This is a genomic window from Cryobacterium sp. Hz7 (assembly GCF_004402815.1).
Lineage (GTDB): Bacteria > Actinomycetota > Actinomycetes > Actinomycetales > Microbacteriaceae > Cryobacterium > Cryobacterium sandaracinum.
Map to the genome: position 1 here is coordinate 21730 of NZ_SOFB01000035.1, position 22201 is coordinate 43930.

Sequence of the window (22201 nt, forward strand, 5' to 3'; positions counted from 1 at the left end):
GGAGTGCAACTACCCGGTAACCTATATGAAGCGGTATGCGCGGGTGGGAGATTATCCACTTTCGTACCGAGACTTGCATCTCGGAGCCCGGTCGAGTCTAACAGAGGAATGCAGTGACCAACAGCAACGAGCAGGATGCAGCCCAGGCAACACGCGATATCGCCGACGTGCCGGCCGTGGAGATCATCACGACGGCATCCGTTCACCTGATGAGCGCCGCCGCGGTCAAGGTCGGCCTGGCCGACGACCCGGAGAACCAGACCGACCTCGACGAGGCGCGCAAGCTGATCACGGCCCTCGCCGGCCTGATCACCGCCGCGGCCCCCGACATCGCCGACATGCACGCGCGCAGCCTGCGCGACGGTCTGCGATCGCTGCAGCTGGCCTTCCGGGAGGCCTCGGCCATCCCCGACGCGATCGGCCAGGGTCCGGGAGAAAAGTTCACCGGGCCGGTCAACTAGGGACGAACAGCCGGCTCGGATGGGTCGCGGTGCGGCTCCCTGAAGTGACCTAGCACCGTGGAAAACCAGTCGACTCCGGCGGGGGTTTCTGTGGTCGAATTGGTTCGGGCCAGAGCAGCTACGGGGCCACGACCTCAGGTCTGGCAGCGCGGGCACCAGTAGGTGACCCGCAATTCGAGCTCGGTGCGGCCGAGCCGGCCCTGCTCGACCGCGGTACCGCAGCGCCTGCAGGGCTGGCCGGCGCGGCCGTAGACCCAGCTCTGCATGCCGCGCCGGGCATTGCCGGTCGTGATCCGCTCCGTGCGGTCACGGTTCGCCAGGATCAGGCGGCGGGCGAGGGCGACGAGGCCCAGGACATCCGTCACCTCGGCCACCGGCCGGGACGGCAGCAGGCCGCGAAGAAAACCCAGCTCGTTCACGTAAACGTTGCCGAGCCCGGCGAGGTTGCCCTGGTCGGCGAGCGCCACCGCGATGGGTTGCGCGGGACGTGATTCGAGGCGACGCACGGCTTCGGCCGCATCCCAGTCGGGGCCGAGGAGGTCAGGTCCGAGGTAGTCGAGGAGCGCGGCCTCCTGATTGAGCGGCACCACCTCGAGCAGCCCGAGTTCGAAGCCCACAGCCACCCACTCCACCGTCTCGAGAACGATGCGCGCCTGGAACGCGGGGCGGCGCCAGGCGCTCCCATGACGGTAGAGGTGCCACGACCCCTCCATTTTCAGGTGAGAGTGGATGCTGGCCTCCCCTACGCGCATCAGCAGGTGCTTCCCGCGACTGAGAACCTCGTGCACGGTCTGCCCGGTCAGGTCGACGGTGGCGAACGCCGGCACCCGCACGTCGCAGCGGGTGAGCCGGGCTCCGTGCAGGGCCTGGTCGAGGTTCCACGCGGTGCGGTAGACGGTGTCACCCTCAGGCATGCAGCTTCACTCCCCGCGGGGTTACGCCAAATCCGGCTGCGAGCAGGGCGGTGCCCACCGCTGTTCCGATCACGAACACGCCGTTGACGGTCTCCACGCCGAGCTTCGGAACCCGCCCAGCGGTGACCGTGCCGGCAAGGGTCGCCGCGGCGAGGGTCAGGACCGCAGTCGGTCCGCCATTTTCGACGGCGGGTTCACGGTTCCCATCGGCACGGTTCCCATCGGCACGGTTCCCATCGGCACCGTTCCCGTCGGCACTATTCCCGGCCGCTTTGTTCCCGGTCGCTCCGTTTCCGGCCGCTCCGTCGAACGCGAGAACGGTCTTGCCGCCGCGTTCGACGTAGAGCACCAGGGCCCCGTCGACGAGCACGACCAGCGCGCCGGCCTTCCGTCCGGGGCGGTGCCCGGTGCCCTCGGGCAGCGGAGGCCAGGGCAGCACCGAGCCGTAGGGGTTCGCCGGGTCGGTGGCGGCGAGGGTGATCGCCACCGGTTCCGGATGCTGTGCCTCGGCGACGTAGGAGCGCAGCCGGTCGATCGTGCCGACCATGGCGAACTGGGCGGCCCCGAGACCCTCGATGAAGTAGCCGCGCCGGCACCGCCCCATCTCCTCGAAGCCGCTGAGGGTGCGGTAGACGAGGGCGAAGCCGCCCGTCACGCCCTCCCCCATCACCGCGCCCCGGGTGACGACGCCGTAGCGTTCGAGCAGGGTCTCGCCAAGGGCGTGCGCCCGACGGGTGGGCGAGTCATCGGCGACCGGAACGATCGACCAGCGCCCGGATACGGTCGGTGGCCCGGTGCGGGACGGGAGGGTGCCACGCGCGGGGATGCGGCCGCCGTGCAGCCGGGCTCGCGGGGCGGCCCGGCGGGTGCTGTGCGCCGCGCGCCCGCCGGAGAGCAGGGCGCGTACGGGGGCGAAGGTATCGTTGCCCACCAGTCCCGCCCAGACCAGGTCCCAGAGGGCGGCGGCGAGGCCGGCGTCGTCCTGGCTGCCGACGGCATCCGCGAGTTGACGGAAGAAGAAGGCCCCGCCGCCGGCCAGGGTGGTCAGAATCTCCTGCTGGAGCGCAGTGGTCTCCAGCGGGGTGGGCAGCGGCAGGGTGAGCGGCGCCGTGTCGCGCAGGTGCATGCTGATCCAGCCGTCGTTGCCGGCCAGCGTGCCGGCGCCGGCCCAGAGCACCTCGCCCGTGTTGGTGAGCTCGTCGAGCATGCCCGGCCGGTAGTCTGCGACGCGGGAGGGCAGCACAAGCGTCTCCCAGGCGGATGCCGGGATGCGCGCCCCCTCCAACTGTTCGATCACGGATGCGACCCCGTCGATCCCGCGCAGGCGCCCGCCCACATGCTGCCAGGCCGGCAGGAACCGGCCCATTGTGACCTGGTCGACCGGCTCGACCTCGTGCCGGAGCGCGGCCAGGGAGCGGCGGCGGAGGCGCCTCAGCACCTCGGCGTCGCACCACTCGCTGCCGGTGCCGTGCGGCCGGAACTCGCCCTCGAGGAGCCGGCGGGCCCCGGCCAGCCGTTGGAGGGCGACGAGCGCCACGGCCGGACCGAGCCCGAAGCGCGCGGCCACGTCGGTGAGAGTGAACGGGCCGTGGGTGCGGGCGTACCGGCTGACCAGGTCGCCGAGCGGGTCCGGCACCGGCTCGGTGAACACGGCCGGGACCCCCTGCGGCAGGGGGACGCCGAGGGCGTCGCGAAGCCGGGCGGCGTCTTCGATGGCCGCCCACCACTGCTGCCCGGCGAAACCGACCGGGATGATGCGCCGGGCGTCGAAAAGCACCTGCAGGCCCTCGGCGGCGCCCGGTGACACGGCGGGGTCGAGGCGGGCGGCCACCTCCGCCGTGGTGAGCGGTCCGAGGCCGCGGAGCAGGTCGGCGATGCCCTCGACTCCGCGCGCCTTCCGGTCGGCCGGCAGCCGCTGCAGTTCCAGGTCGGTCTGCTCGATCACGGCCGGGTCGAGCAGCTCGCGCAGCTCCACCCGACCGAGCAACTCGGCCAGCAGGCTGGAATCGAGCGAGAGGGCGGTGGCGCGCCGCTCGGCGAGCGGGGAATCTCCCTCGTACATGAACGCGGCCACGTAGCCGAAGAGGAGGGTGCTCGCGAACGGGCTCGCGGCATCCGTCTGGGTCTCGACCAGGCGCAGGGCGCGACTGTCGATGCGGCGGGTGAGGGCCAAGAGGGCGGGCAGGTCGTAGACGTCCTGCAGGCACTCGCGCACGGTTTCGAGGATGATCGGGAAGGTCGGGAAGGTGCGGGCCACGTCGAGCAGCTGCGCGGCCTTCTGGCGCTGCTGCCAGAGCGGTGACCGCCGGCCCGGGTTGTAGCGCGGGAGCAGCAGTGCCCGCGCGGCGCACTCGCGGAACCGGGCGGCGAACAGGGCCGACCCGCCGACTTCGTCGGTGACCATCTGTTCGAGCTCGGTCGGGTCGAAGACGAAGAGGGAGCTTCCGGGTGGGTCGGACTCGGTGTCGGGGATGCGCACGACGATGCCGTCGTCACTGGCCACGCAGGCCCCGTCGAGACCGTAGCGCTCCCGCACCCGGGCGCCCACGGCGAGGGCCCAGGGCGCGTGCACCTGCAGGCCGAACGGGGAGTGCAGCACCACCCGCCAGTCGCCGAGCTCGTCTCGGAACCGCTCGACGAGGAGGGTGCGGTCGGTCGGGACCTGACCGGTCGCGGCGCGCTGCTCGGCGAGGAAGGTCAGGAGGTTGTCAACGGCCCGCTCGTCGAGGCCGCCGGCCCGGCAGCGTACCCGGGCCTCCGCGTCGGGGAGCGCCGAGACCTCGCGCAGGAACGCGCCGATCGCCTCACCGAGCTCGGCCGGCCGGCCGAGGCCGTCGCCCTTCCAGAACGGCAGCCGCCCCGGTTCACCGAAGGCGGGCAGCACGAGCACCCGGTCGTGGGTGATCTCCTGGATACGCCAGCTCGTCGTGCCGAGGGCGAAGACGTCGCCGACCCGGGACTCGTAGACCATCTCCTCGTCGAGCTCCCCCACCCGGCGGCCGGTGGCCTGGTCGCCGCCGACCATGAAGACGCCGAATAGGCCGCGGTCGGGGATCGTGCCGCCGCTGGTCACCGCGAGCCGTTGCGCGCCCGGGCGCCCGGTGAGGATGCCCGTCTCCCGGTCCCAGACGATGCGGGGGCGCAGCTCGGCGAACTGGTCGGAGGGATACCGACCGGCAAGCAGGTCGAGGGTGGCCTCGTAGGCCGACCGCGGGAGGGCGTGGAAGGGGGCGCTGCGGCGCACGGTGTCGAACCACTCCTCCGCGTAAATGGGTTCGAGGGCGGTTGCCGCCACGGTCTGCTGGGCGAGGATGTCGAGTGGGTTGGACGGCACCTGCAGGGATTCGATCAGGCCGGCGGCCATGCGCTCGGCGGCGACGGCCGCGTGGATGAGATCGGCCCGGTGCTTGGGGAAGATCACGCCCCGGGAGACCTCGCCCACCTGGTGCCCGGCCCGGCCGATTCGCTGCAGCCCGCTGGCCACGGACGGCGGCGACTCCACCTGCACGACCAGGTCGACGGCGCCCATGTCGATGCCGAGTTCGAGGCTGGACGTCGCCACCACGCAGCGCAGCCGCCCGGCTTTCAGGTCGTCTTCGATCAGTGCGCGCTGCTCCTTGCTGACGGACCCGTGGTGGGCGCGGGCAAGCAGCGGCTCGGCCCCGGCGCTCTGGCCGCTGGCGCCCATGAGCGCGGCCGGCGGGCCGGGTGCCGCAGTGCCGACGGGCGCGAGGGCAGGCATCCGCTCGGTCATCACGGCCGGCATCGCGGCGGGCACGAGCTCGTCCTCGAGGCGTTGGGCATAGATCTCGTTGAAGCGCGCGGTCAGCCGTTCGGCCAGACGGCGGGAGTTGGCGAACACGATCGAGGAGGTGTGCGCCAGCACCTCGTCGACGATTGCCTCTTCCACATGCGGCCAGATGGACCCGGTCTGTGGGGCGGCGGCGGCCGTCGAACCCTCCCGCACCGGTGCCGGGCCGACCTGGCTCATGTCGTCGACGGGAACGACCACGCTGAGGTCGAATCGTTTGGTCGACACCGGTGCGACGATCTCCACCGGTGCGGACCCTCCGAGGAACCGGGCGACCTCGGCGGCCGGTCGCACGGTAGCCGACAGTCCGATGCGCTGGGCCGGGCGGGCGAGCAGGTCGTCGAGCCGTTCCAGTGAGACGGCCAGGTGCGCGCCGCGCTTGCTCGCCGCGACCGCGTGCACCTCGTCGATGATGACCGTGTCCACGGCGCGCAACGATTCCCGCGCCGCCGAGGTGAGCATGAGGAACAGCGATTCTGGCGTGGTGATCAGGATGTCCGGCGGCGTTTTGACCAAGCTTCGGCGTTCCGTGGCCGGAGTGTCCCCCGACCGCACGCCGACGGTCACCCGGGGCGGGGCGAACCCGAGACGCTCGGCAGCCTGGACGATGCCCACCAGCGGGGCCCGCAGATTGCGTTCCACGTCGACGCCGAGCGCCTTGAGCGGCGAGATGTAGAGCACGCGGGTTCCCGGCGCGGTGACCCGGTCAGGACGCGCCGAGGCTTCTGAGACATCTGCGGCCTCCGCAGTATCCGCGGCCAGGCGGTCGATGGCCCAGAGGAACGCGGCGAGAGTCTTACCTGACCCGGTGGGGGCCACCACCAGCGCGTGCGAGCCCCGAGAGATGGCGTCCCACGCCCCGAGCTGGGCCTCGGTGGGTGCGGCGAAGGCCTGCGCGAACCAGGCGCGGGTGGCCGGGGTGAATCGGTGCAGAACCTCGTTCATACGACTATCCTCGCCGATCCGCCTGAGCCGGGCCACTCGAACCAATTCGACGGAGATTCTGAGCTAAAACGGGCTTTCCCGGACATCCAGGACCGATTTTGCCACAATCTCCGTCGAATTCGTTCGTGGCGGAGGCGGGGGCGCGGGCGGAACGCGGAGCGCGGGGCCCGGAACCCGGAGCCCGGAACCGCCGACGATGGAAGAGGCCGCCTAGGCGGAGGGCAGCAGCTGCACGGTGAGGGAATCCACCTGGGTGGCGATGACGTCGCTCGATGACCAGCGAGCCGCGAGCCGGGCGAGGGTCGCGTCGAGCTCGATGCGGGTCAGGCCGTCCACGAGCTCGAGACGCACAATTAGTTCCGGTCCGGCGAGGCGGGCGGCCGGGTCGCCGGGGGCCAGCTCAACCCCGAGCACACTCAGTTCGGTGGACACGGAGTCGGCAAAGGCATCCGCGACGTCGCGACTGGCATAGCTGGGGGTCCAGGGCAGGGACTGGGCGATGGCCCACAGGGCCGGGCGCCGCACCACGAACTCGGTGGGCGCGGTCGGATCGAGTACGACCAGATCGGTGTTCTCCTGAGCCGCGGCCAGCGCGACGCGCACGCCGTCGGCCGGGACCGGCCGGGCCTGCGTGTTCCACGCCGTCATCGCCGCGACCGAGGAGAACACGGGAAGCACCGTGCGGCCGTCGGGCCCGGCCACGGTGATGATCGACAGTTCCTGGGTCTTGTCGACGCGGAGGCCGGCCTCGGTGGTGCCCGATTGGCCGAGTTCGGTCACCAGGGGAACGAGCAGCCGTGAGCCACGGATGGCGTCGACCACCGTCTCTTCGCCGGCCTCCCGAGCCTGGAAGCGGCGCACGGCCGCCAGCAGCGGCTCGGGCGCGAGCCCGTCGTCGTCGCTGTGCATGTTGGGCTCAAACTGTCGTCCCTCCCACGGTTGCCCGGCGGAGTCGCCCCCTCCGGGTCCGCCGGGAAGGCCGGTGGAGCCGAGGTTACGCGCCCGCGACATCCAGTGCCTCGCTCAGGGTGAACGCCCCCGCGTAGAGGGCTTTTCCGACGATCGCGCCCTCGAGTCCGAGCGGTACAAGTTCGCGCAATGCGCGGAGGTCGTCGAGGCTGGAGATGCCGCCGGAGGCGACGACCGGTCGGTCAGTGCGCTCCATCATCTGGCGGAGCAGGTCGATGTTGGGGCCTTGCAGCGTGCCGTCCTTGGTCACATCGGTGACGACGTAGCGCGAGCAGCCAGCCTCCTCGAGACGGGCGAGCACCTCCCAGAGGTCCCCTCCCTCCCTGGTCCAGCCGCGGGCGGCGAGGGTGGTTCCGCGCACGTCGAGCCCGACGGCGACGGCGTCCCCGTGCCGGGCGATGACCTGCGCCGCCCACTCCGGGTTCTCCAGTGCCGCGGTGCCCAGGTTGATCCGGCTGACGCCCGCGTTCAGGGCCGCGTCCAGCGACGCGTCGTCGCGGATCCCGCCGGAGAGCTCGATCTTCACGCCCGTGACCTCGCGGATCACAGTGCGGATGACATCCGTGTTGTTGCCGCGACCGAAGGCCGCGTCGAGGTCGACGAGGTGGATCCACTCGGCGCCCTGGCGGGCCCAGTCAAGTGCCGCGTCGACGGGGTCGCCGTAGTTGGTCTCGGTGCCGGCTTCGCCCTGGGTCAAGCGAACGGCCTTGCCGTCGGCCACATCCACGGCGGGCAGCAGAACGAGACGGAGGGAAGGGGTATGCACAGTCATGGGTGTCCTCGGTTGGGAATGGTCGCGGCGACCGGGTCAGTCAGGGAAAAGTCAAGGTCAGTTCTTGACTGTGCCGAGCCAGTTATGGAGCAGACGGATGCCTGCCTCACCGGATTTCTCCGGGTGGAACTGGGTGGCGGTAAGCGGTCCGTTCTCGATGGCGGCCAGGAAAGGTTGTCCGTGCTCGGACCAGGTGAGAATCGGTTTCGGGAACGGCGGCATGACGTCGAGGGACCATTCCTGGGCGGCGTAGGAGTGCACGAAGTAGAAGCGCTCCTGCTCGAGGCCATGGAACAGCGTCGAGCCCTCCCCCGGCGTGACCGTGTCCCAGCCCATGTGCGGCAGCACCGGCGCCGTCAGCTGCGTCACGGTGCCGGGCCATTCGCCCAGCCCCTCCGTGTCCACGCCGCGTTCGACGCCGTGCTCGAACATGATCTGCATGCCCACGCAGATGCCCAGCACCGGGCGTCCGCCCGCGATCCGGCGGTCGATGATCTCGTCGCCGTGCACCGCCTTCAGAGCCTGCATGACGGCGCTGAACGCGCCCACGCCGGGCACGACGAGCCCGTCGGCCTCAAGCGCCTGACGGCGGTCGCCGGTCAGCCTCACCTCGGCCCCGGCGAGTTCGAGTGCCTTGACGGCGGAGTGCACGTTTCCGGTGCCGTAGTCGAAGACAACGACGCTGGTCACAGCGCACCCTTGGTCGAGGGGACGCCGGACACCAGCGGGTCGAGCGCCTTCGCCTGGCGGAACGCGCGGGCGAACGCCTTGAATTCGGCTTCGGCGATGTGGTGCGGGTCGCGGCCGCCCTGCACGGTGACGTGCACCGTGAGGCCGCCGTTGAAGGCGATAGCCTCAAACACGTGGCGCACCATGGAGCCGGTGAAGTGGCCGCCGATCAGGTGGAACTCGAAACCGGCCGGCTCGCCCTGGTGCACGAGGTAGGGGCGCCCGGAAATGTCGACGACGGCCTGTACGAGGGCCTCGTCGAGCGGCACGACGGCGTCACCGTAGCGGGAGATGCCGGATTTGTCCCCGAGAGCCTGCTTGATCGCCTGGCCGAGCAAGATGCCGACGTCCTCGACCGTGTGGTGCACATCGATCTCGATATCGCCGCGGGCGCGCACGGTGAGGTCGGTCAACGAGTGTTTCGCGAAGGCCGTGAGCAGGTGATCGAAGAACGGGACCGACGTCTGGATGTCCGACTCACCGGTGCCGTCGAGATTGAGCGACAGGTCGATGCTCGACTCGCTGGTCTCGCGCTGCAGGTGGGCGAAACGGGGCGAGGTGGTCGCGAAAGAGAAGCTCATACGACTAGTTTATTGGCCCGCGCCGTTCACGGCCGCCCAAGCGCCTCGAGGGCGTCGAGGAACGCCGTGGTCTCGGCCTCGGTGCCGGCGCTGACCCGCAGGTGGCCCGGGATGCCGACGTCGCGCACAAGGATGCCTTCCGCCAGCAGCGCCTCGAAGGTGGCCCGAGGGTCCTCAACGCCGCCGAACAGCACGAAGTTGCTCGCACTGCGCAGCGGAGTGTAGCCAAGCCGGGCCAGTTCGCTCACGATGCGGTCCCGCTGCCCGCGGATGTCGTCGACCATGGCAAGCATCGCGGGCGTGTGGACGAGCGCGGCGACCGCGGCAGCCTGGGTGAGCGCGGACAGGTGGTAGGGCAGACGAACCAGGCGGAGGGCATCCGTCACGGCGGGATCGGCGGCCAGATAGCCGACGCGCACACCGGCGAAGGCGAACGCCTTGCTCATGGTGCGGGACACCAGCAGGCGCTCCCGGCCGGGAAGCAGGCTCAGGGCGGTTGGCGCGTCATCCGTCCCGAACTCGGCGTACGCCTCGTCGACGACAACGATGCCGTCGCTCGCATCGTAGACGGCCGCGATCGTTTCCAGGGACAGGGGCGTGCCCGTGGGGTTGTTCGGCGAGCAGAGGAAGACGAGGTCAGGGGCAACCCGGTCGACCCACTCGAGCGCCGTGGCCGGGGAGAGTTCGAACTTTGCGTCACGACCGCCCGCGATCCAGCGGGTGCCGGTGCCGGAGGCCAGCAGAGGGTACATGGAGTAGGTCGGCGCGAAGCCGAGCACGGACCGACCCGGGCCGCCGAAGGCCTGCAGCACCTGCTGAAGAACCTCGTTGGAACCGTTGGCGGCCCAGATGTTCTTTCGGGTGAGGCCGTGACCGAGATAACGGGCGAGGGAATCCCGCAGCTCGGTGAACTCCCGATCGGGGTATCGGTTCACGGTCGTGACCGCCACGGCCAACGCCGCCACGATGTCCTGCGCCACCTCAGCCGGGATGCCGTGGGTGTTCTCGTTCACGTTGAGAGCCACCGGCACGTGCAACTGCGGCGCCCCATAGGGAGTGAGTCCGCGCAGATTATCGCGAAGGGGCAGATCGTTGAGACTGGTCACTCCCCCAATATTACCGGGATGAGACCGGCGGGGGCTCGCCGCGGGTAGTTCACAGGTCGTTCGGAAGCGCCAGCCGCTGACCGGGCTGCACGCTGTCGGACGGCAGCTGATTAAGGCTCACAATCTCGGCGATCACCTCTCGCGGATCTGACGTGGGCGCTATTGTCTCGGCAAGTTGCCAGAGCGACTGCCCCGACTTGATGGTGACGTAGTCGAAGGCCGAGGCCACGTGAGCGACGGTCGAGTTCTCGGCGGCGGCGATGCCTCCGTTGAGGGCGACGGCCAGAGCCACGGCCACGAGCGGAAAGGCAGCCAGGGACGTGAAAACGACGCGACCGCGCCGGGTGAGTCGGAGCCGGGTGCGTCCGGTCGCGATGGGGGCGCCTCGTTCAAGTGCAGTGCTCATGTGATACCTCCTGTGAGAAGACGCATCCGACTCTCGGCCGGGAGAGCCGGATGCGAACTTATGTTCCGAATGTATATTCGATTATTCGAACAATCAAGCTTTATTCGGTAGTTTCTGAAATATTTATTCCGACCCACTCGAATACATGTTTGTTTAATGAGCTCAACGCGGATACAGTTTCGATTGTTGATTGACACTCAATCAGGCACCCCCGACATTCGCGCGAATCGGCGGCATTCGCTGCTTGCTGCCAGCGCATCAATCAAAACGAGGAGCGACGAACGTGGCACAGAACACCAGCGGTCCCCGCGACAAGGGCGGCACCAGACGGCGCAAGAGCCTCAGCGAGAAGCAGCTCGCCATCCTCGACGTCATCCAGCGCTCGGTCAGCCAACGCGGCTATCCGCCGAGCATGCGCGAGATCGGCGACGCCGTCGGCCTGTCGTCACTGTCGAGCGTCACCCACCAGCTCAACCAGCTGGAACTGAGCGGTTACCTCCGCCGAGACCCGAACCGTCCCCGAGCACTGGAGGTGCTCATCGAGATTCCGCAGGCGCCCGAAGACACGACGGCCGGAGCCTCGGAAAGTTTCCACACCGGAGTGCAGGTCGGCGACGCCGCCATGGTTCCGCTCGTCGGTCGCATCGCCGCCGGCATCCCGATCACCGCCGAACAGCAGATCGACGAGATTTTCCCGCTACCCCGCCAGCTGGTGGGCAAGGGCGATCTGTTCATGCTCAAGGTGTCGGGCGAATCGATGATCGACGCCGCCATAATGGACGGCGACTGGGTCGTCGTGCGGCAGCAGAAGACCGCCGAAAACGGTGAAATCGTTGCAGCCATGCTCGACAACGAGGCAACCGTCAAGGTCTTCCGCCAGCGCGACGGGCACACCTGGCTGCTGCCCCGCAACACCAACTTCGAACCCATCGTCGGCGATCACGCCGAGATTCTGGGGAAGGTTGTGGCAGTGCTGCGGTCGGTTTAGGGCATCAGCACTCAAGCACATCAGCATTTCAGGCGGACTCTTGGTCTCGACGGTTTCGACGGTTTCGACCAGCGTCGTGGAGACGCGCGCGTGTTGAGTCACCATGGTTATTTCGGTCGGGTCTTGTGAGCCGGGTCTTGTGGGCCGGGCACGAACACTGTTCTTGGTGTCGTGCCCGGCTTTTGTGTGGGTGGAGGCGCGGTCAGGCGGAGACGGAGGAGGTCAGGCGGGCGCGGAGGATGCGGGTGGCGGCGAGCATGTTGTGCAGGGACTGGACGGTTTCGGTGTAGCCGCGGGTTTTGAGGCCGCAGTCGGGGTTCACCCAGAGCCGGGTGGCCGGGATGGCCGCCGCGGCGCGCTCGAGCAGGTCGGTGAGTTCGGACACGCTCGGCACACGCGGCGAGTGGATGTCCCACACTCCCGGGCCGATACCGTGGTCGAAGCCCTGGGACCGGATATCGCCCACCACCTCCATGCGAGAGCGTGCCGCCTCGATGCTGGTCACATCGGCGTCCAGGTTGCGGATCGCGTCGATGACCACCCCGAACTCCGAGTAGCAGAGGTGGGTGTGGATCTGGGTGGCCGCGGCCGCACCGGCCGTCGCCAGGCGGAAGGACCCCACCGACCAGTCGAGGTATTCCGCCTGGTCCTTCTGCTTCAACGGCAGCAGCTCCCGCAGCGCGGGCTCGTCGACCTGGACGATCTGAATGCCGGCCGACTCCAGGTCGGCGATCTCGTCCCGGAGGGCCAGGGCCACCTGCCTGGCCGTCTCGCCCAGCGGCTGGTCGTCGCGCACGAACGACCACGCGAGGATCGTGACCGGACCGGTGAGCATCCCCTTGACGGGCTTGGGCGTCAGCCCCTGCGTGAACGCCGACCACTCGACCGTGATGGGCCGCGGCCGGGACACGTCACCCCAGAGGATCGACGGGCGCACGCACCGGCTACCGTAGGACTGCACCCAGCCGTTCTCGGTGACCGCGAAGCCGTCCAGGTTCTCGGCGAAGTACTGCACCATGTCGTTGCGTTCCGGCTCCCCGTGCACGATCACGTCGAGGCCGATGTCTTCCTGCAGCGAGACGACCCGACGGATTTCGGCGCGCATCAGGTCCCGGTAGTCCGCGGTTTTCAGCACCCCCCGTACCAGCTGCGCCCTGGCCCGACGGATGTCCCCGGTCTGCGGGAAGGATCCGATCGTGGTCGTCGGCAGGAACGGCAGCCCGAGGGCCATCTCCTGGGCTGCCACTCGGGCTGCGTAGGCGCCCCGGGTGAAGTCGCCCGGAGCGAGCGCGTCGGCGCGCACCCGAACGGCGCCATCGTGGACTCCGGGAGCCACCCCCCGCGCGTCGAGGGCCGCGGAGGCCGCAGAGAGGTCGATCTCGATGGCACGGCGACCCAGACTGAGGCCGCGGGCGAGTGTGGCAACCTGCGCGACCTTCTGATCCGCAAAGGCCAGCCAGGTCTTCAGGTCGTCGTCCAGCGCCGATTCGTCGTCGACGTCGTGGGGAACGTGCAGCAGCGAGGTAGAGGTGGAAACCGAGATCCGCGGCGAGAGGCGGACCAGGCCGGCCGCCGTGTCGAAGGCGGCGGCCAGGTCGCCGCGCCAGATATTGTGGCCGTCAATGACGCCGGCCACGAGAGTGGTCGTGTTTAGTCCGGGGGTCTCCGCCGGCACGCTTCCCCGCACGAGGTCAAGCCCGATGGCTTCCACCGGGGTGATGGCAAGAACGGGTAGGGCGTCGTCGAGGCTGCCGTACGGCGCGGCGACAAACAGGGCGGGACGCTCGGCGAGGGCGCCGAGGGTGTTGTAGGCGAAGCGGAGGCCGGCGAGGGCATCCGTTCTCGGGATGTCGATGCTCTCGCTGACCAGGGCAGGCTCGTCGAGCTGCACCCATTCGGCTCCAGCGGCGCGCAGCCGCTGCAGGAGGGCGGCGTAGACCGGCACAAGGTCGTCGAGGCGGTCAAGCGGACTGAATCCGGCCGGGGCCTCGTCGCTGGGCTTGCTCAGCAGCAGGAAGGTGACCGGGCCGACGATGACGGGCCGGGTCAGGAATCCGGCCGCCTTCGCCTCCTCGAATTCGCGCACCAGGCGGGTGCCGGCGAGGGTGAACTCGGTCTCGGGGCCGATCTCCGGCACCAGGTAGTGGTAGTTGGTGTCGAACCATTTGGTCATCTCCAGCGGCGGATTCTCCCCTTCGCCGCGGGCGAGGGTGAAGTAGCCGGCCAGGTCGAGGTGGCCGTCCGCGCCCCGCAGATGCGCGAACCGGGCGGGGACGGCGCCCACCGTGCTCAGGGCATCCAACATCTGGTCGTAGTAGGAGAAGGATTCCGGGATGGACGAGTCGTCCCGGCCGAGTCCCAGCTGCACGAGGCGCTTCCTGGTGCTCTGGCGCAGGGCGGCCGCGGTCGCTTCGAGCTCGTCGGCGCTGACCGATCCGGCCCAGAACGCTTCGACGGCCTTCTTCAGTTGGCGGCGCGGCCCGATGCGCGGGTAGCCCAGGATGGTGCCGGCGGGAAAGGCGGGAAAGGCGGAAGTGTGGGTCATGAGTTCTCCTTGACGGGGTGAGGGGCAGGCAGTGCGGAAGCAGGCAGGGTGGGGGTGAGCAGACCGCAGCCGTCGAGCACGGCGAGCACGGTCTCGTGCTGGTTGAAGGCGTAGAGGTGCAGCCCGGGGGCACCGCCGGCGATGAGTTGCCGGGCCAGTTCGGTGGCCTGACGGATGCCGATCTCACGCTGGCCTTCCTTCGTCGGCTCCACCTCGAGCGCGATCGCCAGCTCGGACGGCAGTTCCTCGCCGGACAACTCGAGGATGCGGCGCAGGCGGGCCGGGCTCGTGACCGGCATGATCCCGGGCAGGATCGGGAATTCGACCCCGGCGGCACGGGCTCGCAGGATGAAGCTGAGGTAGTGGTCGGCGTGAAAGAAGAGTTGCGTGATCGCCAGGTTGGCGCCGGCGGCCTGCTTGGCCAGGAGCGCGTCGATGTCCTGGGTGGCCGACCGGGAGCGCGGGTGGCCGTTCGGGAAGGCGGCCACGGCGATGCGTACCTTCTCCCGTTCCCGCTTGATCGTGCGGGCGGCAGGGAGTCCCGGGATCACGGCCTCGCGGTACGGCACCCGCTCGGCCTGCACCCGGTGGATCAGCTGCACCAGTTCCGCGGCGCTGCCCAGGTCGCCGAGGAAGGCCTCACCCTCCCGAATGCCTTCCGGCGGGTCGCCACGCAGGGCCAGGAAGCTCCGCACCCCGGCGTCCAGAAACTCCCGGATCAGCTGGCTCGATTCCGCGTTGGACGAGCCCACGCAGGTGAGGTGGGCCAGCGGGTCCACGGTGGTGGTGCGCAGGATGTGGGTGAGCACGTCCAGAGAGGAGCGCCGGGAGGAGCCGTTCGCACCGTAGGTGACCGAGATGAATTCCGGGCCGGCCGCGGCCAGCCGCTCGATAGTGGCGTGCAGCACGGAGGTGGCAGCATCCGATGTGGGCGGATACAACTCGAATGAGAACGGGATTTTCCGGCATGCAGGATCCGAGGTGTGGGGCATTGCTCCTCATTCGACAGTTGCCAGTGTCAGTCACCGGGGGCCGGGCGACCGCGGACCGCCCGGCAAGCCAGGCGGGCGTTCGCGGGCGGGTGCCGGGCTCGGCTGTCGCTCCATGCCGCCGGTCAGGAGACCGGCGGCAACGATTGAGAAGACTCTAACAAGCACGCCCGGTGCCCGGCAGGTCTGTGACCGAATATGTCATCAGCTGGCGCCGGAGCGGCTCAGGCAGGCCGGAGGAGTGCGGACATCGGCAGGCGAAGGCCTGCCGAGGTACGCGGAGCGAAGCCGGCGGGTCAGCCGGTGACGGCCGGCGGCACGGCGAACGGCTCGAACAGCGCCCGAATCTCATCAGTCACCAGAGCCGTAACCCGGGTGCCGGTCTCGGCGTACTCGGTGGACAGCACCGTGCCCTGATCGTGCAGCACCGCGATCAGGTCGCCCCGCTCGTAGGGGATGAGCAACTCGAGCCTGATCGACGGCCGCGGCAGCAGGTCCGAGATGGTCGCGAGCAGTTCCTCGATGCCCTCGCCGGTGCGGGCCGAGACGAAAATGCCCTTCGGCCAGAGTCCGCGCAGCACGAGCCCGTCATCATTGCTGATCAGGTCGCTCTTGTTGAAGACGACGACCTCCGGGATCTCCCGGGCGCCGACCTCGGCGATGACCTCGCGCACTGTGGCAAGCTGGCTCGCCGGGTCAGGATGCGAGCCGTCGACGACGTGCACGATGACGTTGGCGTCGGCGACCTCCTCGAGGGTGGACCGGAACGCCTCCACCAGCTGATGGGGCAGGTTCCGCACGAACCCGACGGTGTCCGTCAGCGTGTAGATCAGCCCGTCGGCCGTCGTCGACTTGCGCACCGTGGCGTCCAGGGTGGCGAACAGGGAGTTATCGACGAGCACGCCGGCCCGGGTAATGCGGTTGAGCAGGCTCGACTTGCCGGCGTTGGTGTAGCCGACGATGGCGACGGATGGCACGGCGTTGCGCTTGCGGTTGGCCCGCTTGGCCTCGCGAGCGGGTTTCATCTCGAGGATCTGCTTGCGGAGGCGGGACATCCGGGTGTGGATGCGCCGGCGGTCCAGCTCGATCTTGGTCTCGCCGGGGCCGCGCGAACCCATGCCTGCACCGGCGCCGCCCACCTGGCCTCCGGCCTGGCGGGACATCGAGTCGCCCCAGCCGCGCAGGCGGGGAAGCAGGTATTCGAGCTGGGCGAGTTCGACCTGGGCCTTTCCCTCGCGGCTCTTGGCGTGCTGACTGAAGATGTCGAGGATCACGGCGGTGCGGTCGATGACCTTCACCTTGACGACGTCCTCGAGGGCGCGCCGCTGGCTGGGCGCCAGCTCGGTGTCGGCGATGACGGTGTCGGCGCCCATCGCCTTGACGATGCCGGCCACCTCTTCGGCCTTGCCCTTGCCGAGATAGGTGCTGGCGTCGGGCTTCGCTCGGCGCTGCATGAGGCCGTCGAGAACGGTGGCGCCGGCGGTCTCGGCCAGCGCGGCGAGTTCGCGCATGGAGTTCTCGGCGTCCGCGACGGTCCCGTGCGTGTACAGGCCGATCAGAACGACGTTCTCCAGCCGGAGCTGGCGGTACTCGACCTCGGTGACGTCCTCGAGTTCGGTGGAGAGGCTGGGCACGCGGCGCAGCGCGTTGCGGTCCTCGCGGTCCTGCTGCACGCCGTCGTGACCCTCGTCGTCGTGCGACGGGCCGGATTCGGCCTGCAGAGCCTGCGCGGAGCCGCTGCGGAACAGCGAATAGCCGGCAGCCTTGCTATCAGCGCTGGCGAGAACGCGGGCGACCACGTCGTCGGTGTCGTCGGGCAAATGTGACTCAGTCATTCCTTTAACAATACTTCCTCGATGCACGGTAAGTTCCCTCTATGCCTTCCGACCACTACTTCACCCCGGCACCCGACAGCACCCTGAAACTCCGCCAGGTGACCGTTCGATTGGGAGGCCAAGAGCGCGAGCTGACCACAGCCAATTCGGTCTTCAGCCCGGAGCACATCGACACCGGCACCCAGGTGCTCTTGAACAGCGCGCCGACCCCGCCGCCCGGCGGCGATTTCCTCGACCTGGGCTGCGGCTGGGGTCCGATCAGCCTGCACTTGGCCCTCGCCTCACCCCGCGCCACGATCTGGGCCGTCGACGTCAACGAGCGGGCGCTCGACCTGGTGCGGCTGAACGCGGAGGAGCTCGGCCTCACCAACATCACCGCAGTGCGGCCCGATCAGATGCCCGCCCACGTGGCGTTCCGCACCATCTGGTCGAATCCCCCGATCCGGGTCGGCAAAACCGAACTGCACACCATGCTGCGTACCTGGCTGCCGCGCCTGGAGCCGGGTTCGGATGCCTGGCTCGTCGTGCAGCGCAACCTCGGCTCCGACTCCCTGCAGCGCTGGCTCGACGGCGACCTGCCCGCCGAATTCAGCACCTCACGGCACTCCATCAGCAAGGGCTTCCGGGTCCTGCGGGTGAAACGCCAGGACTAGACCGCGTCGCGGCCCATCGCCCCGAGCTAGTTCTCAGCCGAGGCGGAAGACCCCGTCGAACACGAGTTCCGCCGGACCCGACAGTGAGACGTGCTCGCCGTCCTCGGTCGGAAACATGCGCACGCCGAGCGTGCCGCCGGTGACCTCGACCTGCCACTGGTTCGGGGCACCCGCGCCTGCCCAGTGCCGGGTGGCGAGGGCCGCCGCGGCCGCCCCCGTACCGCAGGAGAGTGTTTCGCCGCTGCCGCGCTCGTGCACGCGCATCCGGATGCGGCCGACACCGTTCACGACGAGCGGATCGCCCGGAAGCACGAACTCGATGTTCGCCCCGGCCGCCGGGTCAGGGTCGAGCTGCGGCACGAAGGTGAGGTCGACGCCTGCGAGCTCGTCGTCGTCGGCCAGTGCCACGACCACGTGCGGGTTGCCCACGTTGATGCCGAGACCGGGGCGGGCCACGGGCAGGTCCTTCGCCCGAACGAGCGGTTCGATACCGTCGAGGCGCCACCGGCCGAGGTCGACCTGGTAGCCGGTTGCGCCGCGCTGCACGTCGCGCACTCCCCCGCGGGTGCCGATGCAGAGCGTGTCGCCGCGGTCGAGCGAGGTCAGGCCCTGCTCTACCAGGAAGCGGGTGTAGACGCGGATGCCGTTGCCGCACATCTCGGACACCGTGCCGTCGGCGTTCCAGTAGTCCATGAACCATTCGGCCGCGTCGTCCTCGGCGAGGGCGATCGCACCGGCGGCCAGGCTCGTGGAGCGCACCGCGCGGATGATGCCGTCGGCACCGATGCCGAATCGGCGGTCGCAGATGGCCCGGATCTGGCTCGGGGTAAGGTCGATCTGCCCGTCGGGATCAGAGAAAAGCACGAAGTCGTTCCCGGTGCCGTGGCCCTTGGTGAAGTTCAGATCAATACCCATGCCGTCCAGTTTAGGAGGCCGGGTCGGCCGCCCAGTGATCGGCCGGCTGCTCCGGGTCGGCCAGGCGGGTCAGCGCCCGGTCAACCCGATCCGGCGCGTCGAAGTCGATCCAATGGGTGTGCGGGGAACGCTTGAACCAGCTCACCTGCCGTCTCGCGTACCGGCGGGTGAACTGCTGCGTCACCTGGATAGCCTCCGCCCGGCTGAGGCTGCCCGTCAGCTGCCCAAGGGCCTGGGCGTAGCCGATGGCCCGGCTGGCCGTGACACCGGTTTCGAGTCCGCTCGGGATCAGCCCGCGCACCTCCTCGACGAGCCCGCGGGCCCACATACCCTCCACCCGGGCGTCGAGGCGGGGGGTGAGCTCCGCGCGCTGGGCGCGGAGGCCCACTGTGACCGCGGGCATCCAGTAGACCGTTTCGTCGGGCAGGGCGGCGGTGTGCGGCCCCCCGGTCAGCTCCACGACCTCGAGGGCGCGCACGAGGCGCCGACCGTTGCCGGCGCCGATGCGGGCGGCGGCGACCGGGTCCACGGCCTTCAACCGGGTGTGCAGGGCACCAGGCCCCTGCTCGATCAGGTCGGCTTCGAGTCGGGCGCGCAGCACGGCATCCGTGCCGGGGAACTGGAAGTCGTAGACCACGGCGGACACGTAGAGCCCGGAGCCGCCGACCAGGATGGGCACGCTGCCGCGCGCCACGATGTCGGTGATCGCGGCGCGGGCCTCCGTCTGGTAGCGGGCGACGGTGGCCTCGTCGGTGACCGACAGCACGTCGAGCAGGTGGTGCGGGACGCCGCGGCGCTCCAGCACGGTGAGCTTGGCGGTGCCGATGTCCATGCCGCGGTACAGCTGCATGGCGTCGGCGTTGACGATCTCCGCCCCCCGACCGGCCTCGGCCAGGCGTTCGGCGAGGTCGAGCGAGAGGTCGGACTTGCCGGTGCCGGTGGGTCCGACGACAACGATCAGCGTCGGGTGGGCGCCGGTCACCGGGTTCGTGCCGGGCACCTGCCTAGCGCTCCCCGTCGGTGACGTCGTAGATCGGCGTGGTGCTGGAACTGGTCACCGCGGGCGAGCCCACGGCCCGGTCGGGTAGGCGCAGGGTCGGCAGACCGAGGGAGACCGAGCCAGACCCGCCTGCTGCTCCGCCGTGACTGGGCACGCCGCAGGACTCGGCTTCGAGGCGGTCCCAGGCGTCGCCGGCGATGGTGCGCCGGATGCGCAGCGGAGCCCCGTCGACAGAGTCGGCGATCAGGTGGAAGGGGGCCGCCTGGGTGACCGTGACGGTCACGAGGTCGCCCGGACGGGGCAGTTCCGAGCCTTCCGGCACGTCGAAGTGCACGAGCCGGCTGTCAATGGCGCGACCGCTGAGTCTACGGGTGTCGGCGTCCTTGCGGCCCTCGCCGTTGGCGACGAGCAGTTCGACCTCGCGACCGACCACAGCCTGGTTCTCCTCCCAGGAAATCCGCTCCTGCAGGGCGGCGAGGCGCTCGTAACGATCCTGCACGATCTCCTTGGGGACCTGGTCGGGCAGCGTCGCGGCGGGGGTCCCGGGCCGGATGGAGTACTGGAAGGTGAAGGCGGTGGCGAACCGGGCCAGCTCTACGACCCGCAGGGTCTCCTGGAAGTCCTCCTCGGTCTCGCCGGGGAAGCCGACGATGACGTCCGTGCTGATGGCCGCGTGCGGCATCTGCGCGCGCACGCGGTCGAGGATGCCGAGGAACCGCGCCGACCGGTAGGAGCGGCGCATGGCCTTGAGGATACGGTCCGAGCCGGACTGCAACGGCATGTGCAACTGCGGCATGACCGACGGCGTCTCGGCCATGGCGTCGATCACGTCGTCGGTAAAGGCAGCCGGGTGCGGGCTGGTGAAACGGATGCGTTCCAGCCCCTCGATCTTGCCGGCCGCGCGCAGCAGCTTGCCGAAGGCGAGACGGTCGCCGAACTCAACCCCGTAGGAGTTGACGTTTTGGCCGAGCAGGGTGACCTCGATAGCCCCGTCGTCGACGAGGGCCTGGATTTCGGCGAGGATCTCGCCGGGACGGCGGTCCTTCTCCTTACCGCGCAGCGCGGGCACGATGCAGAACGTGCAGGTGTTGTTGCAGCCGACGGAGATGGAGACCCAGCCGCTGTAGCTCGAATCGCGCTTCGTGGGCAGGGTCGAGGGGAAGGTCTCGAGGGAGTCGAGGATTTCGAGCTGGGCCTCGCCGTTGTGCCGTGCACGCTCGAGCATGCTCGGCAGCGACCCCATGTTGTGCGTCCCGAAGACGACGTCGACCCAGGGTGCCTTCTTGAGGATGACGTCCTTGTCTTTCTGGGCCAGGCAGCCGCCGACGGCGATCTGCATGCCGTCGTGGCGGCGCTTGACCGAGGCCAGCTGCCCCAGGTTGCCGTAGAGCTTGTTGTCGGCGTTCTCGCGGACGGCACAGGTGTTGAGCACGACGATGTCGGCTTCCTCCCCGCCGGCCGTCACGTAGCCGGCCGCTTCGAGCGACCCGCTGAGCCGTTCGGAGTCATGCACGTTCATCTGACAGCCGAAGGTGCGCACCTCGTAGGTGCGGGCCCGGCCCTCAGCATCGTGCGCCGCCTGGCTTGGAGCAATCAGAGTCGGCGCGCTCAGGGCCGAGGTGCGCAGGGCCGCGGTGCGCAGGGCCGCGGTGCGCAGGGCCGACTGCTGCGGGTCCAGCGTCTCGTCGCTGGAGAATGGGGGCGTGGCGGTGCTGCTGGTCATAGTGGGTACCAGCTTACGCGTGGCACCTCCGAAACCGGGCCGGGTTGCCCCGACCCGCTCCCTACTGGAACCGCACCCGCGATGGCGAACCACCGCGGGAGGCAAGGGCGGCCTTCACCGCCACGCGCACGATGGACGAGGAATAGCCCTTGCGCATCAGGAACGCGTTGAGTCGACGGTCGATGGTCTGGTCGTCGAGCCGCCCGAGCTGCCCAACCCGCTTGACGGCTATTTCGATGGCCCGTTCCGTCTCGTCGTCGGGCATTTCGTCGAGCTTTTCCAGGATGAGGTCCTGATCGAGCCCACGGCGGCGCATCTCCGCCTGCACACCGGAGCGCCCCAGGCCTTTGCGCTCGTGGTGGCTGTGCACGATCTGATCGGCGAGGCGGCCCTCGTCGATGTAGGACAACTCGATGAAGCGCTCGATGATCTCTTCGATCTCGTGCTCAGCGACCTCCGTACCGCCAAGAACTGCGCGGGCCTCGGCCGCCGACAGGGACCGGCCGCGCAGCCGCTGGCGCAGCACCCCCTCGGCGTGCTCGCGATCGGCGGCGACCCGGGACGCCACACCCTCGGGGGTGTCGTCCCCGTCGTCGGCACCGACACCAGCGTCGGCACCGACACCAGCACCGGCACCAGCACCGACACCGACACCGACACCGGCACCGCTGTCGACTGCGGGGCCGCTCGACGCCGCCGGACCACCGTCGCCGAGATACGTGACCGGCGCCAGTTGTTCATCGGCGATCGGCGCCGCCTCGAGCTCGGCCGGCCGGGTCGCGGCGGTGCCGCGGGCCGCGCTCTTGCGACGTGCCGCACTCAGCGACGCGACCTCGTCGGCCGGCTCGAAGTGGACCAT

Annotated in this window: 18 protein-coding genes; 3 read left to right on the forward strand and 15 right to left on the reverse strand. The window is 69.5% G+C overall.

Annotated elements, in window-relative coordinates:
* The first annotated feature begins 113 nt into the window (after positions 1-113).
* On the forward strand, positions 114-461 hold the full coding sequence (locus tag E3N86_RS07615) for a DUF1844 domain-containing protein (protein WP_104101224.1): 348 nt from the start codon (positions 114-116) through the stop codon (positions 459-461).
* A 134-nt stretch (positions 462-595) separates the two neighbouring features.
* On the opposite strand, the gene E3N86_RS07620 is transcribed toward E3N86_RS07615, so the two are convergent.
* The 8 genes from E3N86_RS07620 to E3N86_RS07655 all read right to left on the reverse strand — a co-directional run bounded on the left by E3N86_RS07620 (position 596) and on the right by E3N86_RS07655 (position 10694).
* Positions 596-1375 (reverse strand): DNA-formamidopyrimidine glycosylase family protein, encoded by a 780-nt coding sequence (locus E3N86_RS07620; protein WP_104101222.1) that lies wholly within the window; start codon positions 1373-1375, stop codon positions 596-598.
* Complete coding sequence (locus E3N86_RS07625; RefSeq protein ID WP_134511689.1) at positions 1368-6131, reverse strand: ATP-dependent helicase; 4764 nt, start codon at positions 6129-6131, stop codon at positions 1368-1370. The genes E3N86_RS07620 and E3N86_RS07625 overlap by 8 nt, the downstream gene beginning before the upstream one ends.
* A 210-nt stretch (positions 6132-6341) precedes the next feature.
* Positions 6342-7142, reverse strand: a complete 801-nt coding sequence (locus tag E3N86_RS07630; RefSeq protein WP_104101218.1) for an SseB family protein — start codon at positions 7140-7142, stop codon at positions 6342-6344.
* Positions 7126-7872: a bifunctional 1-(5-phosphoribosyl)-5-((5-phosphoribosylamino)methylideneamino)imidazole-4-carboxamide isomerase/phosphoribosylanthranilate isomerase PriA gene (gene priA / locus E3N86_RS07635; protein ID WP_134342198.1), complete on the reverse strand. Its 747-nt coding sequence runs from the start codon at positions 7870-7872 to the stop codon at positions 7126-7128. Before priA ends, E3N86_RS07630 begins: the two co-directional genes overlap by 17 nt.
* Before the next feature lie 57 nt (positions 7873-7929).
* Positions 7930-8562, reverse strand: a complete 633-nt coding sequence (hisH, locus tag E3N86_RS07640) for an imidazole glycerol phosphate synthase subunit HisH (protein ID WP_134511690.1) — start codon at positions 8560-8562, stop codon at positions 7930-7932.
* Complete coding sequence (gene hisB / locus E3N86_RS07645) at positions 8559-9182, reverse strand: imidazoleglycerol-phosphate dehydratase HisB (RefSeq protein ID WP_104101207.1); 624 nt, start codon at positions 9180-9182, stop codon at positions 8559-8561. The genes hisH and hisB overlap by 4 nt, the downstream gene beginning before the upstream one ends.
* A gap of 26 nt (positions 9183-9208) precedes the next feature.
* Positions 9209-10288, reverse strand: a complete 1080-nt coding sequence (locus E3N86_RS07650; protein ID WP_104101204.1) for a histidinol-phosphate transaminase — start codon at positions 10286-10288, stop codon at positions 9209-9211.
* A gap of 49 nt (positions 10289-10337) precedes the next feature.
* Positions 10338-10694: a LysM peptidoglycan-binding domain-containing protein gene (locus E3N86_RS07655; RefSeq protein ID WP_104101202.1), complete on the reverse strand. Its 357-nt coding sequence runs from the start codon at positions 10692-10694 to the stop codon at positions 10338-10340.
* Between the two features lie 283 nt (positions 10695-10977).
* Here E3N86_RS07655 and lexA point away from each other — a divergent pair, with 283 nt between their 5' ends.
* Complete coding sequence (lexA, locus tag E3N86_RS07660; RefSeq protein ID WP_134511691.1) at positions 10978-11682, forward strand: transcriptional repressor LexA; 705 nt, start codon at positions 10978-10980, stop codon at positions 11680-11682.
* Between the two features lie 202 nt (positions 11683-11884).
* Here the strand turns inward: lexA and metE are convergent, their stop codons facing one another.
* The 3 genes from metE to hflX form a co-directional block, all read right to left on the reverse strand.
* Positions 11885-14227 carry a 5-methyltetrahydropteroyltriglutamate--homocysteine S-methyltransferase gene (metE, locus tag E3N86_RS07665; protein ID WP_134511692.1) on the reverse strand — a complete coding sequence of 781 codons (2343 nt, stop codon included), beginning with the start codon at positions 14225-14227 and terminating at the stop codon, positions 11885-11887.
* Positions 14224-15219, reverse strand: coding sequence for a methylenetetrahydrofolate reductase (locus tag E3N86_RS07670; RefSeq protein ID WP_104101195.1), 996 nt, complete (start codon positions 15217-15219; stop codon positions 14224-14226). Before E3N86_RS07670 ends, metE begins: the two co-directional genes overlap by 4 nt.
* A gap of 293 nt (positions 15220-15512) precedes the next feature.
* Positions 15513-17051, reverse strand: coding sequence for a GTPase HflX (gene hflX, locus E3N86_RS07675; protein WP_134511693.1), 1539 nt, complete (start codon positions 17049-17051; stop codon positions 15513-15515).
* Between the two features lie 41 nt (positions 17052-17092).
* On the opposite strand from hflX, the gene E3N86_RS07680 reads away from it, so the two are divergent.
* A complete protein-coding gene (locus E3N86_RS07680; RefSeq protein WP_104101190.1) occupies positions 17093-17704 on the forward strand; it encodes a class I SAM-dependent methyltransferase in 612 nt (203 codons plus the stop codon).
* A 33-nt stretch (positions 17705-17737) separates the two neighbouring features.
* Here the strand turns inward: E3N86_RS07680 and dapF are convergent, their stop codons facing one another.
* From dapF to E3N86_RS07700, 4 genes are all read right to left on the reverse strand, one after another.
* Positions 17738-18619 (reverse strand): diaminopimelate epimerase, encoded by an 882-nt coding sequence (gene dapF / locus E3N86_RS07685; RefSeq protein ID WP_104101188.1) that lies wholly within the window; start codon positions 18617-18619, stop codon positions 17738-17740.
* A gap of 10 nt (positions 18620-18629) precedes the next feature.
* Positions 18630-19619 carry a tRNA (adenosine(37)-N6)-dimethylallyltransferase MiaA gene (gene miaA, locus E3N86_RS07690; RefSeq protein ID WP_241985980.1) on the reverse strand — a complete coding sequence of 330 codons (990 nt, stop codon included), beginning with the start codon at positions 19617-19619 and terminating at the stop codon, positions 18630-18632.
* Between the two features lie 4 nt (positions 19620-19623).
* A complete protein-coding gene (gene miaB / locus E3N86_RS07695) occupies positions 19624-21342 on the reverse strand; it encodes a tRNA (N6-isopentenyl adenosine(37)-C2)-methylthiotransferase MiaB (protein ID WP_134511694.1) in 1719 nt (572 codons plus the stop codon).
* Positions 21343-21403: 61 nt separating this feature from the next.
* Positions 21404-22201, reverse strand: coding sequence for a regulatory protein RecX (locus E3N86_RS07700; RefSeq protein ID WP_134511695.1), 798 nt, complete (start codon positions 22199-22201; stop codon positions 21404-21406).